At 72.9% G+C, this 18,290-nt stretch carries 2 protein-coding genes and 1 pseudogene; all 3 read left to right on the forward strand.

Features of this window, described 5'->3' with window-relative positions; translation table 11 throughout:
* A partial coding sequence (locus tag RIN75_RS21480) for an SDR family NAD(P)-dependent oxidoreductase (protein WP_309113780.1) occupies positions 1 to 7,793 on the forward strand: 7,793 nt, incomplete at its 5' end.
* A gap of 2 nt (positions 7,794 to 7,795) precedes the next feature.
* Positions 7,796 to 7,840: pseudogene (locus RIN75_RS44180) on the forward strand (polyketide synthase docking domain-containing protein); the annotation flags it as partial.
* On the forward strand, positions 7,823 to 18,235 hold the full coding sequence (locus tag RIN75_RS21485; RefSeq protein WP_375296001.1) for an SDR family NAD(P)-dependent oxidoreductase: 10,413 nt from the start codon (positions 7,823 to 7,825) through the stop codon (positions 18,233 to 18,235). The pseudogene RIN75_RS44180 and the gene RIN75_RS21485, both read left to right, overlap by 18 nt.
* Positions 18,236 to 18,290 lie beyond the last annotated feature (55 nt).

Here is an 18,290-nt window from a genome sequence, read left to right on the forward strand (position 1 = left end):
CCGGCGACGAAACAGCGGTCCTCGCGGTCGTCGAGGAGTTGGCCGCTCAAGGCCACAAGACCAAGCGCCTCACCGTCTCGCACGCCTTCCACTCCCCGCTCATGGAGCCGATGCTCGACGAGCTGCGGAAGGTCGCGGAGAGCATCACCCACCACGACCCGAGCATTCCCCTGATCTCGACCGTGACCGGTGAGTCGTTCACGCCGTCGCCCGAGTACTGGGTGCGGCAGGCGCGGGAGGCGGTCCGGTTCGCGCAGGCGGTGGACGTGTTGCGGGCCAACGGGGTGCGGACGTTCCTGGAGGTCGGTCCGGACGCGGCGCTCACCGCGATGGTCGACGCCGACGACGTCATCGCCACCACCCGCCGTGAGCGCGACGAGGCCGTGTCCGTGGTGACTGCGCTGGGTCGCCTGCACACGCGGGGCGTGGCCGTGGACTGGGCCGCGTTCTTCCCCGGCGCGACCCGGGTCGACCTGCCGACCTACGCGTTCCAGCACGAGCGCTACTGGGCCGAGAGCACGGCGACCGCCGGCGGCGCGGGCCGGTTGGGCCTGGCCGACGCCGAACACCCGTTGCTGGGTGCGGCCGTCGCGCTGCCGGACTTCGACGGTGTCGTGTACTCCGGTCGGCTGTCGACGGGGACGCACCCGTGGCTGGCGGACCACGTCGTCGCAGGCGCGGTGCTGGTGCCCGGTGCGGCCTTGGTCGAGCTGGCCGTGCACGCGGCGGACGCCGTCGGCTGTGCGGCGGTGGACGAGCTGACCACGCTGGCGCCTCTCGTGTTGCCCGAGGCCGATGCCGTCCAACTCCGCGTCCGAGTCGGCGAACCCGACGAGACGGGCCGCCGCGCGGTGGAGATCCACTCCCGCGCCGAGCAGTCCGAAACCTGGACCACCCACGCCCTGGGCACCGCCTCCCCAACCGCCGCCACCCCGGTTCCCGTGGAATGGCCCCCCACCAACGCCGATCAGATCGACGTCGACTACGCCCGCCTGACCACGATGGGCTTCGACTACGGCCCCCTGTTCCAGGGCGTCACGTCGGTGTGGCGACGCGGCAAGGACTTCTTCGCCGAAGTCACCCTCCCCGAGCCAGAAGACCGCTTCGCCCTCCACCCAGCACTGCTCGACGCCACCCTCCACGCCCCCCTCCTCGCCGACCGGGCCGTAGCCGACCGGGCCGCACCCGACCGGGCCGGAAGCCTCCCCGCCGACCAAGCCGAAACTGTCGGTACCCCGTGGGACAATGGAGACGGGGGCCGGAGGCCGGCCGTCCCCTTCTCCTGGCGCGACGTCGCCCTCCACGCCACCGGCGCCACCACCCTGCGCGTCCACATCACCCCGACCCCTTCCGGCTGGGCCATCACCGCCACCGACACCACCGGCACCCCCGTCATCTCGGTCGGCACCCTCGAAACCCGCCCCCTGTCCACCCTCGACCTCCGCCCCACCCACCACGACTCCCTCTACCACCTCGAATGGACCCCGGCGACGGGCTCCCCCACAGACCTCCCGGTGCACCGGGTCCCCGCAGGCGGCGACGTCCACAAGGTCCTGCACGAGACCCTCGACGTCCTCCAGAAGTTCCTGGCCGACAGCGAAGGCACGCTGGTCGTCCAGACCGAGGGCGCGGTCGCGCTGCCGGGTGAGGACGTCGACCTGGCCGGCGCGGCGGTGTGGGGCATGGTCCGTTCCGCGCAGGCCGAGGCCCCGGGCCGGATCATCCTGGTGGACGGCGAAGTCCTCCTGGTCCCGGACGAGCCCCAGGTCGTCGTCCGGAACGGTGTCGCGCACGTGGGCCGCCTGGCACGGGTCCCGGTGACGGACACCCCCGTGGACTTCGGCGACGAAGCGGTCCTGCTCACCGGTGCCTCGGGCGCGCTCGGCGGCGTGATCGCCCGACACCTCAAGGAGAAGCACGGTGTCCAAGACCTGGTGTTGCTGAGCCGCAGCGGCGCCGAAGACCTCGCCGCCGAACTCGGCGCGAAGTCCGTGGCATGTGATGTCGCCGACCGCGAAGCCCTGGCCAAAGTGTTCGCCGAGCACCGCATCTCCGCTGTCGTGCACGCGGCCGGCGTCCTCGACGACGGACTGATCGGGTCGCTGACGCCCGAGCGCATCGACAAGGTTCTCCGGCCCAAGGTCGATGCCGCCTGGCTCTTGCACGAACTGACGCAGGACCTGTCGGCGTTCGTGGTCTTCTCGTCCGCCTCGGGCACGTTCGGCAACGCCGGTCAGGCCAACTACTCGGCCGCCAACGCCTACCTGGACGCGCTGGCCACCCACCGGCGTGCCCGAGGCTTGCCGGCGCAGTCGTTGGCGTGGGGCCTGTGGGACGGCGGCATGGCGGGCGAACTCACCGCCGCCGAGAAGCAGAGGCTCAGCCGCGCGGGCATCCGACCGTTGTCCACGGAGGACGGCCTGCGGCTGTTCGACGCGGCCCTGACCTGCGAAAACCCCGCCCTGGTCCCGATCGGCCTGGACCTGACGACCGTCGACGGCCCGCTCTACCGCGGCCTGGTCCGCCCCAAGACCCGCCGCACCGCCGCCACCGGCAAGGACCTCGGCCTGGCAGAGCTGTCCGAAAAGGACCGCCGAGACCGGCTCGTCACCCTGGTGCGGGCCAACGTGGCCACCGTCCTCGGCCACCAGGACGTCGAGGCCGTCGACCCGAACCGCGCGTTCACCGAGCTGGGCTTCGACTCCGTCGCCGCGCTCGAACTGCGCAACCAGCTGTCCACCGCCACCGGCCTCCGCCTGTCCGCCACCCTCACCTTCGACCACCCCAACACCAACGCGGTGGCGGACTTCCTGGCCGCCCAGCTCACCGGCACCACCACCACCGCGACCACCACCGCCAAGGCCCGCAACGACGAGCCGATCGCGATCGTCGGCATGGCCTGCCGCTTCCCCGGCGACGTCCGCAACCCCGACGACCTGTGGGACCTGGTCGCCCAGGGCCGGGACGCCATCACCGGCTTCCCGACCGACCGGGGCTGGAACCTGGCCGAGCTGTACGACCCGACCCGCGGCCTGCCCGGCAAGTCCTACACGCGTGAGGGCGGCTTCCTGCACGACGCGGCCGAGTTCGACGCGGAGTTCTTCGGCATCTCCCCGCGCGAAGCCCTCACCATGGACCCCCAGCAGCGCCTCCTCCTGGAGACCTCCTGGGAGGCGTTCGAGAACGCGGGCATCGACCCGGCGGCGCTGCGCGGCAGTGACACGGGCGTGTTCGCGGGCATGATGTACCACGACTACGAGGGCAACGCGAGCACGGGCGCGGTCGCCTCCGGGCGCGTGGCCTACACGTTCGGGCTGGAAGGCCCGACCCTCACCGTCGACACGGCGTGCTCGTCGTCGCTGGTCGCCCTGCACCTCGCCGCCCAGGCCCTGCGCAACGGCGAGTGCTCGCTGGCGCTGGCCGGCGGGGTGTCCGTGATGGCGACACCCGAGACGTACGTGGGCTTCAGCCGCCAGTTGGGCCTCTCGCCGGACGGCCGGTGCCGCTCCTTCGCGGGCGCGGCCGACGGAGTCGGGTTCTCCGAAGGCGTCGGCGTGCTGGTGGTGGAGCGCCTGTCCGACGCGCGCCGCAACGGGCACCACGTCCTGGCGGTGGTTCGGGGTTCGGCGGTGAACCAGGACGGGGCGTCCAACGGCCTCACCGCGCCCAACGGTCCGTCCCAGCAACGCGTTATCCGAGCCGCACTGGCGGACGCCGGCCTGCGACCGTCTGATGTGGACGTTGTCGAAGCGCACGGCACCGGGACCACCCTGGGCGACCCGATCGAGGCCCAGGCGATCCTCGCCACCTACGGCCAGGACCGGGAAACACCGCTGTGGCTGGGCTCGGTCAAGTCGAACATCGGCCACACGCAGGCCGCCGCCGGCGTCGCGGGCGTCATGAAGATGGTCCTGGCCATGCGCAACGACGTCCTGCCCAAGACCCTGCACGTGGACGAGCCGTCGCCGAAGGTCGACTGGGCGGAGGGCGCGGTGTCGCTGCTCACCGAACCCGTGGCCTGGGCGCGCAACGGGCACCCGCGCCGGGCGGCCGTGTCGTCGTTCGGCATCTCCGGCACCAACGCGCACGTCGTCATCGAGGAGGCGGACGCCGTCGCGCCGACGCCGACCCCTAACCTGCCGGTCACCCCGGTGCCGCTGTCCGCCAAGACCGACGAGGCGCTGAACGCGGTCGCCGCGCAGCTCAAGGACTTCGTCGCGGGCCGGGACGTGCGGATCGAGGACGTGGCCCGCTCGCTGGCCGGCCGGACCCGGCTGGAGCGGTCGGCGGTCGTGGTCGCTGCCGACCGGGACGACTTGGTGAGCGCGCTGGACGGTGTGACGGGCGAGTCCCCGGTGCCGGGCCGGCTGGCCGTGCTGTTCTCCGGCCAGGGCGCCCAGCGGTTGGGCATGGGGCGTGAGCTGCGGGTGTTCCCGGTGTTCGCTTCGGTTTTCGACGAGGTGTGCGCGGAACTGGACCGGCACCTGGACCGGCCGTTGCGCGAGGTGATCGACACCGAAGACCTGCACCAGACCGGCTACACCCAGCCCGCGTTGTTCGCGTTCGAGGTGGCGTTGTTCCGGCTGGTCGAGTCGTGGGGCGTGACCCCGGACTACCTGGCCGGGCACTCCATCGGCGAACTGGCCGCCGCGCACGTCGCCGGGGTGTTCTCGCTGGCCGACGCGGCCCGCCTGGTCGCGGCGCGCGGCCGGTTGATGCAGGCCCTGCCGGCCGGTGGCGCGATGGTCGCGGTCGAGGCGACGGAGACCGAGGTCGTGCCGCTGCTGACCGACGACGTGGCGGTCGCCGCGGTGAACGGGCCGACGTCCGTGGTCGTGTCGGGCGCGGAGGACGCGGTGGCGCGGGTCGTGGCGGGGCTGGAAGGGCGCCGGACCAAGCGGTTGACCGTGTCGCACGCGTTCCACTCGCCGCTGATGGAGCCGATGCTGGACGAGTTCCGCGCGGTGGCCGAGACCGTCTCCTACGCCGAGCCGACGATCCCGGTGGTGTCCACCGTGGACGGCTGGGTGGTGGACCTGGCCAAGCCGGACTACTGGGTGCGGCAGGTGCGGGCCGCGGTGCGGTTCGCGGACGCCGTCCAGTCGTTGCGGGACAGCGGGACGACGACGTTCCTGGAGGTCGGGCCGGACGCCGTGCTGACCGCGATGGCGGCGGGCGAGTTCGTGCCGACCTCGCGGCGCAACCGCGACGAGGTCCGGACCGTGGTGGAGGCGTTGGGACGCCTGCACGTCCGGGGTGTCGAGATTGACTGGGACGCGTACTTCGGCGGCGGCACGCGCATCGAGCTGCCCACGTACCCGTTCCAGCGCAAGCGGTTCTGGTTGGCGAGCACGAGCGTGGCGGACCCGAGCGGGATCGGGCAGAGCGGTGCGGACCACCCGTTGCTGAGCGCGGTCGTGGCTTTGCCGGACTCGGACGGACTGGTCTTCACGGGTCGGTTGTCGCTGGACGCGCACCCGTGGCTGGGCGACCACGACGTCTTCGGGACAGTGCTGCTGCCCGGTACCGCCCTGGTGGACTTGGCGTTGGGTGCGGGCGCGGCCGTGGGCTGCGAGGTGCTGGAGGAGTTGACCCTGCACGCGCCCCTGGTGGTGCCGGCTTCTGGTGGTGTCGCGATCCAGGTCGTGGTCGGTGCCGGCGCGGTCCGGATCTACTCGAAGACCGACGAGGACTGGGTCCTGCACGCCGATGGTGTGGTCAGCGCCGAGAGTGCGGGCGCGGGTGAGTCGTTCGAGTGGCCGCCCGCCGACGCGACCCCGCTGGAGGTCGACTACGCGGCGCTGGCCGACCGGGGGTACGGCTACGGGCCGGTGTTCCAGGGCGTGCGGGCCGCGTTCCGGCGCGGTGACGAGGTGTTCGCCGAGGTGTCGGTGGACGACGTCGAGGGGTTCGAGGTGCACCCGGCGCTGCTGGACGCGGCCCTGCACCCGGCGATCCCGGCCGACGGCCCGACGCGGCTGCCGTTCGCGTGGTCCGGGGTGCGGCTGCACGCTTCCGCCGCGTCCGTGCTGCGGGTGCGGCTGACGCCGACCGGCGAGGACCGGATCGCGCTCACCGCCGTCGACCCGGCCGGCCGTCCGGTGCTGACCGTGGAGTCCCTGACCACTCGCCCGGTGGCTGCCGAGCAGTTGGTCGCACGTTCCCACCACGACTCGCTCTACCGCTTGGAGTGGACGCCGGCTGTTGGTGTCGCTTCGGTCGCGCCGGTGCACCGCGTTGCTCGTGGCGGTGACGTGCGGGCGGTGCTGCACGAAACCCTTGAGGTGCTCCAGAAGTTCCTGGCCAGCGAGTCGGGGATGTTGGTGGTGCAGACCGAGGGTGCGGTGGCGTTGCCGGGTGAGGACGTCGACCTGGCGGCTGCGGCGGTGTGGGGCATGGTGCGGTCGGCGCAGGCCGAGGCTCCCGGTCGGATCGTGCTGGTGGACGGCGATGTGCTGCTGGTGCCGGATGAGCCGCAGGTCGTGGTGCGGGACGGTGTCGCGCATGTCGGTCGGTTGGCGCGGGTGCAGGTGACTGAAACTTCAGTCAACTTCGGTGAAGGTGCGGTGTTGTTGACCGGTGCTTCGGGTGCCTTGGGTGGAGTTGTCGCCCGGCATCTGGTTGCGGAGCACGGTGTTCGTGACTTGGTGTTGATGAGCCGTAGTGGTGCTGATGACCTCGCGGCGGAGTTGGGCGTGAAGTCGGTGGCTTGTGATGTCGCCGATCGGGAGGCTCTGGCCAAGGTGCTTGCCGAGCACCGGGTTTCGGCTGTGGTGCATGTGGCCGGTGTGTTGGACGACGGGTTGATCGGGTCGTTGACGCCGGAGCGCATCGACGCCGTGTTGCGGCCGAAGGTTGACGCGGCCTGGGCATTGCATGAGCTGACTGAGGACTTGTCGGCGTTCGTGGTGTTCTCGTCGGCGTCGGGGACGTTCGGCAATGCGGGGCAGGCCAGTTACTCGGCGGCCAACGCTTACCTGGATGCGTTGGCCACCTACCGGCGTGCGCAGGGGTTGCCGGCGCAGTCCTTGGCTTGGGGGTTGTGGGACGGCGGCATGGCAGGGGAGTTGACCGCCGCGGAGAGGCAGAGGCTCAGCCGGGCGGGTATTCGGCCGTTGTCGGTGGAGGACGGGCTGCGGTTGTTCGACGCGGCTCTGACCTGCGACGATGCTGTGCTGGTGCCGATCGGGTTGGACCTTGCCACCATCGACGGGCCGCTGGTCCGGGGGCTGCGTGGTGCTACCCGGAACCGCAGGGTCGCTGCTCGGGACACCGTCGACCTCGCGGCGCAGCTGGTCGGGCTGTCCGAGCAGGAGCGGCGGGACGCGTTGCTCAAGCTGGTCCGGACGACGACGGCAGGTGTGCTCGGGCACGACTCGGCCGACGCGGTCCCCGCCGAACGGGCGTTCACCGACCTGGGCTTCGACTCGCTGGCCGCCCTGGAGCTGCGCAACCAGCTCACCACCGCGACCGGCCTGCGCCTGCCCCCCACCCTGACCTTCGACCGGCCGCACGCCCGCGCGGTCGCGGAACTGCTGCACGACAAGCTGTTCGGCGAGACCGGACCGGGTCTGCCCGAGGACGAGGTGCGCCGCGTGCTGGCGACCATCCCGCTGGGCCGGCTGCGGGACGCGGGCCTGCTGGACAGCCTGCTGGAACTGGGCGGCGTGAAGCTCGCCGCCGACGAGCCCGACGACGGGCCGGGGGAGTCCATCGACGACATGGACGCCGACGCACTGATCAACATGGCGCTCGCCGACCTCGGTGACGTGACGACGGAAACGGGGAGCTGAGAATGGCCGAGGAGAAGCTCGTCGCCGCGCTGCGGGCGTCGCTGAAGGAGAACGAGCGGCTGCGCGAGCAGAACCGCAAGCTCGACTCGACGTTGCGCGAGCCGATCGCGATCGTCGGCACGGCGTGCCGGTTCCCCGGCGGGGTGCGCACGCCCGACGACCTGTGGGAACTGGTCGCGCAGGGCCGGGACGGCATCACCGGGTTCCCGACCGACCGGGGCTGGAACCTGGCCGAGCTGTACGACCCGACGCCGGGCGCGGCGGGCAAGTCCTACACGCGCGAGGGCGGGTTCCTGCACGACGCGGCGGAGTTCGACGCGGAGTTCTTCGGCATCTCGCCGCGCGAGGCGCTGACCATGGACCCGCAGCAGCGGCTGCTGCTGGAGACGTCGTGGGAGGCGTTCGAGAACGCGGGCATCGACCCGGTCGCGCTGCGCGGCGCGGCGGTCGGCGTGTTCGCCGGGATGATGTACCACGACTACGCCGAGAACAACTCGACCGGCGCCATCGCGTCCGGCCGCGTCGCGTACACGCTGGGTCTGGAGGGTCCGGCGGTCACGATCGACACGGCGTGCTCGTCGTCGCTGGTCGCCCTGCACCTGGCCGCGCAGTCGCTGCGCAACGGGGAGTGCTCGCTGGCGCTGGCCGGCGGGGTCACGGTGATGGCGACGCCCGGCACGTACGTGGAGTTCAGCAAGCAGCGCGGGCTGTCCGCGGACGGCCGGTGCAAGTCCTTCGCGGCGGCGGCCGACGGCACCGGGTTCGCCGAGGGCGTCGGGATGCTGGTCGTGGAACGCCTGTCCGACGCGCGCCGCAACGGCCACCCGGTGCTCGCGATCGTGCGCGGTTCGGCGGTGAACCAGGACGGGGCGTCCAACGGCCTGACCGCGCCCAGCGGCCCGGCGCAGCAGCGGGTGATCCGGGCGGCGCTGGCGCAGGCCCGGCTGGCGGCGCACCAGGTGGACGTCGTCGAGGCCCACGGCACCGGGACGACGTTGGGCGACCCGATCGAGGCGCAGGCTTTGCTCGCGACCTACGGCCAGGACCGCGAACGGCCGCTGTGGCTGGGGTCGATCAAGTCCAACATCGGGCACACGCAGGCGGCGGCGGGTGCCGCGGCCGTGATCAAGATGATCGGCGCGCTGCGGCACGGGGTGCTGCCGAAGACGCTGCACGTGGACCGGCCGAGCGACCAGGTCGACTGGACGGAGGGCGCGGTTTCGCTGCTCACGTCGGCGGTGGAGTGGCCGGCGGGGGAGGAGCCGCGGCGGGCGGGCATCTCGTCGTTCGGGGTGAGCGGCACCAACGCCCACGTGATCCTGGAGGAACCGCCCGCCGAGGCCCCCGCGCCGGCTGCCGGCGAGGTGGTGCACGCGCCGGCCGATGCTGAGGACGCGCCGGCCTCCGGCCCCCGTCTCCATTCTCCCACGGGGGTACGACAATTCCGGGTGGCGGCTCCTGTGGACGCCGGCGTGGTGCCGTGGGTGCTTTCCGCCCGCACCGCCGAGGCCTTGCGCGCCCAAGCCACCAAACTCGCCGACCACCTCGCCGCCGACCCCGCCGCCGCCAACCCCGCCGCCGACCCCGCCGCCGACGCTGCCGCCGCCAACTCCGCCAGCGTCACCGGCCCTGCCGGCATCGGCGACCCCGCCGGCATTGCGGCGACCCTTGCGGCGCGCAGTCGGTTCGAGCACCGGGCCGTCGTGGTTGGTAGTGGCGATGACCTGCTCGCTGGTGTCGAGGCCGTGGCGGCGGGGGAGCACCCGACCACCGGCGAGGCACTGGAGGAGCCCAAGGTCGTCTTCATGTTCCCCGGCCAAGGGTCGCAGTGGGTCGGCATGGCCGTCGAACTCCTCGACACCTCACCGGTCTTCGCCCAGCGCATGACCGAGTGCGCCGAAGCGATCGACCGGTTCACCGACTGGTCCCTGCTCGACGTGGTCCGCGATGTGGAGGGCGCGCCGTCGCTCGATCGGGTGGACGTCGTTCAGCCGGTCCTCTTCGCGGTGATGGTGTCGCTGGCGGCCCTGTGGCGGTCCTACGGCGTCGAACCCTCGGCGGTCGTCGGGCACTCGCAGGGGGAGATCGCCGCGGCGGCCGTCGTCGGTGCGCTGTCCCTCGAAGACGCCGCACGCGTGGTCACCTTGCGCAGCAAGGCGATCGCCGCCGGACTGGCCGGACGCGGTGGTATGGCGTCCGTGGCCGCACCGCGCGCCGACGTCGAGGCCCGGATCGCCCGTTGGGACGACCGGATCTCCGTCGCCGCCGTCAACGGCCCGTCCGCCACCGTCGTCTCCGGCGAACCCCAGGCACTGCGAGAACTGCTCGCCGACTGCGAGGCGGACGGCGTCCGGATGCGGATCATCCCGGTGGACTACGCCTCGCACTCCGCGCAGGTCGAGTCGATCAAGGACGAGCTGCTGACCGTCCTGGCCGCGGTCGAGCCGCGCACCGCCGACATCCCGCTGTACTCCACGCTGACCGGCGAGGCCGGCACCGCCGTGCTCGACGCCGACTACTGGTACGCCAACCTGCGCGGCACGGTCCGGTTCCAGGACGCCGTCGAGCGCCTGCTGGCCGACGGGCACAACGTGTTCGTCGAGGTCAGCGCGCACCCGGTGCTGGGCATGGGCGTCCGCGAGATCCTCGACGCCGCCACCACCCCCACCGCGCTGGTCGGCTCGCTGCGCCGCGACGAAGGCGGCCTCCAGCGGTTCCTGACCTCGTTGGGCGAGGCCCACGTGCGCGGTGTCGCCGTCGACTGGTCCCGGCACGCCACCGGTGCCAAGACGACCCTGCCGACCTACGCCTTCCAGCACCAGCGGTACTGGCAGGTCGAGCAGTCCACTGTGGACGCCGGTGGCCTGGGTGTCTCGTCGGTGGCGCACCCGCTGCTGGGCGCGGCGCTGACCGTGCCGGAGCGGGACCTGGTCGTGCTGACCGGCCGGGTCGACCTCGACACCCACCCGTGGCTGGCCGACCACGCCGTGCTGGACACCGTGCTGCTGCCCGGAACCGCCCTGGTGGACCTGGCGATCCGCGCCGGCGACCAGGTCGGCTGCCCGGTGGTGGAGGAACTGACCATCACCACCCCGCTCGTGGTCCAGGGCGGTGTCACCCTCCGGCTCACCGTGGACGCGCCGGACGACAACGGCCGCCGCGCCCTGGGCGTCTACGCGCAGACCGACGCCGAGCAGACCGCCGGCCTGTGGACCCGCCACGCCACCGGCGTCCTCGCGGAAGGAACCACCCGCGCAGATCACCTGATCGAGTGGCCCCCGGCGGACGCCAAGCCCATCGACACCACCGACCTCTACGACCGCCTCGCCGCCCTGGGCCTGAACTACGGCCCGACCTTCCAGGGCCTGCGGGCCGCGTGGCGACGCGGCGAGGACACCTTCGCCGAGGTGGTCCTCCAGGGCGAGCCCGACACCTTCGGCCTCCACCCCGCCCTCCTGGACGGCGCCCTGCACGCCCTCGCGGCCGACATCAGCGACGGCCGGCCGCACCTCCCGTTCTCGTGGACCGGCGTCACCCTCCACGCCGAGGGGGCCACTTCTCTCCGCGTCCGCTTCACCAAGACCGGCCCCGACACCGCCTCCCTGACCATCGCCGACGCCGCGGGCTCCCCGGTCGCGAGCATCGACACCCTCACCGTCCGCCCGGTCGCCCTGGACGCCCTCAAGGGCCGCACCGGACACGTCGAAAACCTGTTCGCCCTCGACTGGACTCCCCTGAACCCGTCGTCCCCCCAGAAGCAGTCCCCCCAGAAAATGTCGTCCCCCCGTGAGACCATGGAGACGGGGGCCGGAGGCCACGACCTCCTCCACATCACCCCCACCGACGACGTCCTCACGGCCACCACCGAGGCCCTGACCGCCCTCCAAACCCGCCTCGCCGACCCGGACGGCCCCACTCTCGTCGTCGTCACCCGCCCAGGCGACCTCGCGGGCGCGGCCGTGCGCGGCCTGGTCCGCTCCGCCCAGGCGGAGAACCCCGACCGGTTCGTGCTCCTGGAGGCCGAGGACCCCACCCCCGACCAGGTCGCCGCCGCCCTCGCCACCGGCGAGCCGGTGCTGGCCATCCACGACGGCGAGATCCGCGCGCCCCGCCTCACCCGCGTCCCGGACCCGGCGGGCGACTCGCCGTTCAGCCCCGACAGCACCGTCCTGGTCACCGGCGGCACCGGCACCCTCGGCGCGCACATCGCCCGCCACCTGGTCACCGCCCACGGCGTCCGGAACCTGGTCCTGACCAGCCGTCGCGGCCTCGAAGCCCAAGGGGCGCAAGAACTCCGAGCAGAACTCGCCGACCTCGGCGCCACCGCCCACGTCGTCGCCCGCGACGTGGCCGACCGTGAGCAAGCCGAGCAACTGCTCGCCGACCACCCCGTCACCGCGATCGTCCACACGGCGGGCGTCATGGACGACGGCACCGTGGCCTCCCTGCGCCCCGACCAGCTCGCCACCGTCCTGCGGCCCAAGGTCGACGCCGCCCGCCACCTCGACGAACTGGCCGGCGACCTGACCGCGTTCGTCCTGTTCTCGTCGGCGGCCGGCACGTTCGGCAGCCCCGGGCAGGGCGGTTACGCCGCCGCGAACGCCGCCCTGGACGCCCTCGCCCAGCGCCGCCGCGCCGCGGGCAAGCCCGCCCAGTCCCTGGCGTGGGGCCTGTGGGCGCAGCGCAGCGAGATGACCGCCGACGTCGGGTCGGCCGAGCTGAACCGCATGGCGCGCACCGGCATGGGCGAGCTGTCCACAGAGGACGGTCTCGCGCTGTTCGACGCCGCCGTCAAGGCCGGGGACGCCCTGCTGGTCCCGGTCCCGCTCGACCTGACCGCCCGCGCCGACGTCCCGCCGCTCCTTCGTGGCCTGGTCCGGGCACCGAGGCGGGCCGCGAGCGGGTCGTCGCTGGCGCAGCGCCTGGCCGAGGTGCCCGCGGAACGCCGCGACGAGGTCGTGCTGGAGGTCGTGCTGGCCCGCGTGGCCGCCGTCCTCGGCTACGCCCGCGCCGAGCAACTGCCCGCCGGCCGCGCGTTCAAGGACCTCGGGTTCGACTCGCTCACCGCGCTCGACCTGCGCAACCAGCTCAGCGCCGCCACCGGCCTGCGGCTGCCCGCGACCCTGGTGTTCGACTACCCGACCCCGGACGCGCTGGCCGCCCACCTGCTCGACCAGCTCTCCGGCTCCACCGCGACCACGACCGTCGAGACCACTCGCCACGACCACGAGCCCATCGCGATCGTCGGCATGGCCTGCCGCTTCCCCGGCGGCGTCCGCACACCCGAGGACCTGTGGCGGCTGCTGGTCGACGGCGGCGACGCCATCGGCGCGTTCCCCACCGACCGCGGCTGGGACCTCGACACCCTGTTCCACCCCGACCCCGACCACCCGGGCACGGTCACCACCGACCGGGGCGGCTTCCTGCACGACGCCGCCGACTTCGACCCCGGGTTCTTCGGCATCTCCCCGCGCGAAGCGCTCGCGATGGACCCGCAGCAGCGCCTGCTGCTGGAGACGTCGTGGGAAGCGTTGGAACGGGCCGGGATCGACCCGACGACCCTGCGCGGCAGCCGGACCGGTGTGTACGCGGGCGTGATGTACAACGACTACGGGATCGTGGTGAGCGGGTCGGCGGAGTCGGTCGACGGGTTCCTGTCCACCGGCAACTCCGGTGGTGTCGTGTCCGGCCGGGTGTCCTACACGCTCGGGCTCGAAGGCCCCGCGATGACCGTCGACACCGCGTGCTCGTCGTCGCTGGTCGCCGTGCACCTGGCGGTGTCCGCGCTGCGCAACGGCGAGTGCTCGCTGGCACTGGCGGGCGGCGTGTCGGTGATGTCCCTGCCGGGCACGTTCCAGGAGTTCTCGCGGCAGCGGAACCTGGCTGCCGACGGCCGGTGCAAGTCGTTCGCGGGCGCGGCGGACGGGACCTCGCTGTCCGAGGGCGTGGGGCAGCTGGTGCTGGAGCGGCTGTCCGACGCGCGGCGCAACGGGCACCGGGTGCTGGCCGTGATCCGGGGCTCGGCGGTGAACCAGGACGGGGCGTCCAACGGCCTGACCGCGCCGAACGGTCCATCGCAGCAACGGGTCATCCGAGCGGCCTTGGCGGACGCGGGCGTGCAACCGTCCGAAGTGGACGTTGTCGAAGCGCACGGCACCGGGACCACTTTGGGCGACCCGATCGAGGCGCAGGCCCTGCTGGCTACTTACGGCCAGGACCGCGCCGAACCCCTGCTGCTGGGCTCGATCAAGTCCAACCTGGGGCACACCCAGGGCGCGGCGGGCGTCGCCGGGCTGATGAAGGTCGTGCTGTCGCTGCGCCACGGGCTGGTGCCGCGCACCCTGCACGTGGACGAGCCGTCGCCGCACGTCGACTGGACGGCGGGCGCGGTGCGGCTGGCCACGTCGGCCGAGCCGCTGGCCGCCTCGCGTCCGCTGCGCGGTGCGGTGTCGTCGTTCGGGATCAGCGGGACCAACGCGCACGTCGTGCTGGAGCAGGCGGACGTGGAGCCGGTCGAGGGTCCCGCGCCGGAGTTCACGCCGTGGCCGGTGTCCGCGCGGACCGAAGACGCTCTGCGCGACCAGGTCGCTTCGTTGCGGGCGTACGTGGCGGCGCACCCCGAGCTGCGACCCGTGGACGTCGGTTACACGCTCGCGACCGGGCGGGCCGCGTTCGACCACCGGGCCGTGGTGCTCGGGGACGAGGTGGTGACCGGGGCCGTCGCTGCCGGCCGGCTGGCGGTGCTGTTCACCGGTCAGGGCGCGCAGCGGTTGGGCATGGGGCGTGAGCTGCGGGTGTTCCCGGTGTTCGCTTCGGCGTACGACGAGGTGTGCGCGGAGCTGGACCGGCACCTGGACCGGCCGTTGCGCGAGGTGCTGGACAGCGAGGAGCTGCACCAGACCGGCTACACGCAGCCGGCGTTGTTCGCGTTCGAGGTGGCGTTGTTCCGGCTGGTGGAGTCGTGGGGGGTGCGGCCGGACTTCGTGGCCGGGCACTCCATCGGCGAGCTGGCGGCGGCGCACGTGGCCGGGGTGTTCTCGCTGGCGGACGCGGCTCGGCTGGTCGTCGCGCGTGGGCGGTTGATGCAGGCCCTGCCGACCGGTGGGGTGATGGTGTCCGTGCGCGCGCCTGAGGCTGACGTGGTGCCGCTGCTGGTTGACGGGGTGTCCATCGCGGCGGTGAACAGCCTGGACTCGGTGGTGTTGTCCGGGGTGGAGGCCGCGACTCTGTCGGTGGCGGAGGAGTTGGCTTCTCGGGGGCACAAGACACAGCGGTTGACGGTGTCGCACGCGTTCCACTCGGCGCTGATGGAGCCGATGCTGGCGGAGTTCCGGGCGGTTGCCGAGACGATCGAGTACCGCTCGCCCGTGATTCCGATGGTGTCGACGGCCGGCCTCCGGCCCCCGTCTCCATCGTCCCAGGGGGGTCCGACAGTTCCAGGCGTCGAGGGTGCAGGAGTTCCGGGCGTCGAGGGTGCTGGGGAGTTCGGCGCGGCGGTTCCGGGCGTCGACGGACCCGTGGAGTTCGGCGCGGAGTACTGGGTTCGGCAGGTTCGGGAGGCGGTTCGGTTCGCCGACGCGGTGCGGGAGTTGGCTGATGGCGGTGTGACCACGTTCCTGGAGTTGGGACCGGATGCCGTGCTCACCGCGTTGGGGCAGGGTGTTGCCGAGGGTGAGTGGATTCCGATGTGCCGCAAGGGACATCACGAGTCCGCTTCCGTCGCGACCGCGTTCGCCCGGCTTGCTGTGCGTGGCGTTGCGATCGACTGGGCGAGCGTTGTGCCGGGGCGGACCGTGGAACTGCCGACCTACGCGTTCCGGCACCAGCGGTTCTGGCCGCGGCCGGGGCTGGGGACCGGGGACGCGACCGGGCTCGGGTTGGCGCGCGCCGACCACCCGTTGTTGCAGGCGGCACTGGAACTGCCTGGTGGGGGGACGGTGTTCACCGGGCGGTTGTCGTTGAGCACCCACCCGTGGCTGGCGGACCACGTTGTCGGGGACGTCGTGCTGCTGCCCGGCGCGGCCCTTGTGGAGATGGCCGCGCACGCCGGTCGGGAGACCGGGCGCGGGCGGGTCGGCGAGTTGACCCTGGAGGCCCCGCTGGTGCTGGCGGACAAGGGCGGTGTCCAGGTGCGGGTGACCGCCGGGGCGGACGGGTCGGTCGAGATCCACTCGCGTGCCGAGGACGACGACGCCTGGACCGCGCACGCCACCGGGCACCTGACCGTCGAGACCGGATCGGGCGTTGACCTGCGGGAATGGCCGCCCGCCGGCGCTGTCGAACTGGATGTTTCCAGCGCCTACGACGACCTGTTCGCGCGCGGCCTCCGCTACGGCCCGGTGTTCCAGGGGCTGACCGCCGCCTGGCAGCGGGGTGACGAAGTGTTCGCGGAGGTGTCGGTCGAGGACGCGGGGCGGTTCGGGCTGCACCCTGCCCTGCTGGACGGTGTGCTCCACGCCCTGGCCGTGAGCGGTGACGGTGAGCTGGTGTTGCCGTTCTCGTGGCAGGGCTTCGCGGTGCACGCGGTGGGGGCGTCCCGGTTGCGGGCGCGGGTCGTGCCGGGCGATGGCGCGGTGGCGATCACCGTGGCCGACGCGACCGGTGCGCCCGTGGCGACCGTCGAGGCCCTGGCGGTGCGCCCGGTGTCCCCGGACCAACTGCGGACGGACCGCAACGATCTGCTCCGCCTCGACTGGACCCCGTGGACCGGCCCGACGACCACCTGCGACTTCACTGTCCTGGGCGAGACCTTCCCCGATCTGGCGGCACTGGCGGCGGAGATCGCGGCCGGCGCGCCCGCGCCCGAGGTGGTGGCCGTTCGCTGGGCCCCGACCGAAGGAAACGCGGCGGCGGTGCGGACGGCCACCCACCAGGCGTTGGCGTTGGCGCAGGAGTGGCTGGCGGAGGAGGCGTTCGCGGCCTCCAAGCTCGCCTTCGTCACGCGGGGCGCGGTCGCCACCAGCGCCGACGCGGACGTCGACCCGGCCCAGGCGGCGGTGTGGGGCCTGATCCGCTCCGCCCAGTCGGAGAACGTCGACCGGTTCGTCCTGGTCGACGCCGACGACACCACCGGCCTGGCCGCCGCCCTGGGTACAGAAGAACCCCAACTCGCCTTGCGCGGCAACGAGATCCTGGTCCCGCGCCTGGTCCGGGCCACGACCACGCCGGCACCGCTGGCAGGACCCGTCCTGGTCACCGGCGCCTCCGGCGCGCTCGGCCGGGTCGTCGCGAAACACCTGGTCACCCGGCACGGCGTCCGCGAACTGGTCCTGACCAGCCGCAACCCCCAGCCCGAGCTGCGCGACGAGCTGACCGCGCTCGGCGCCGACGTCACGATCGCCGCCTGCGACGTGGCCGACCGGGAAGCCCTGGCCAAGCTCCTCGCCGACCACCCGGTGCGCGCGGTCGTGCACGCGGCGGGCGTGCTGGACGACGGGGTCGTCGGCTCGCTCACCCCCGACCGGCTGGACACCGTGCTGCGGCCCAAGGTCGACGGCGCGGCCAACCTGCACGAACTGGCCGACGTCGACGCGTTCGTCCTGTTCTCCTCGGCCGCCGGCGTGCTCGGCGGTCCCGGCCAGGCGAACTACGCCGCCGCCAACGCCTACCTGGACGCCCTCGCCGACCACCGCCGCGCCACCGGCAAACCCGCCGTGTCGCTGGCCTGGGGGCGCTGGGAGCAGGCGGGCATGGCGGACCGGATGAGCGAGGCCGACCAGCGGCGCATGGCCCGGTCCGGCATCGACGCCCTGACCCAGGAGGAAGGCCTGGCCCTGCTGGACGCGGCACTCGGCGCGTCCGGCGCGCTGGCGCCGATCAAGCTCGACCACCGGGTGCTGCGCGAACGGGCCGTGGCGGGCATGGTGCCGCCGGTGCTGCGCGGGCTCGTGCGAGTACCGGCGCGCCGGGCCGCCGAAGCCGACGCGGGCGCGGTCGACGCGCTGAAGAAGTCGTTGGCGGGCAAGGACGTCGAGGCGGCCACCGCGGTCCTGCTGGACCTGGTGCGCACCCAGGTCGCCGGTGTCCTGGCCTACCCGGACGCGGGCGCGGTGCCCGCGGACCGGCCGTTCAACGAACTCGGGTTCGACTCGCTCACCGCGGTCGAGCTGCGCAACCGGGTCAACGCGGCCACCGGCCTGCGGCTGCCCGCGACGCTGGTGTTCGACCACCCGACGTCGCAGGCGCTGGCCGCCCACCTGGCCGCCGAACTGACCGGCGAAGGCGGAGCGGCCAACGGCGTCCTCGCCGCCTTCGCCGGGCTCGACCAGCTCGAAGAGTCCCTCGCGGACGTCGACGAGCAGTCGCGGACGCGGCTGTCGCTGCGGCTGCGGGAAGTGCTGTCCAAGCTCGGCGCGTCCGAAGCGCCGACCACCAACGACATCGAGTCCGCCACCGATGACGAGGTCTTCGCTCTCATCGACAGCGAACTGGGGATCTCGTGATGTTCTTCGAGAGGGGCGAGGGGTAGTGGCGAACGAGGACAAGCTCCGGGACTAC

The organism is Saccharothrix sp. (genome assembly GCF_031180885.1).
GTDB lineage: Bacteria > Actinomycetota > Actinomycetes > Mycobacteriales > Pseudonocardiaceae > Actinosynnema.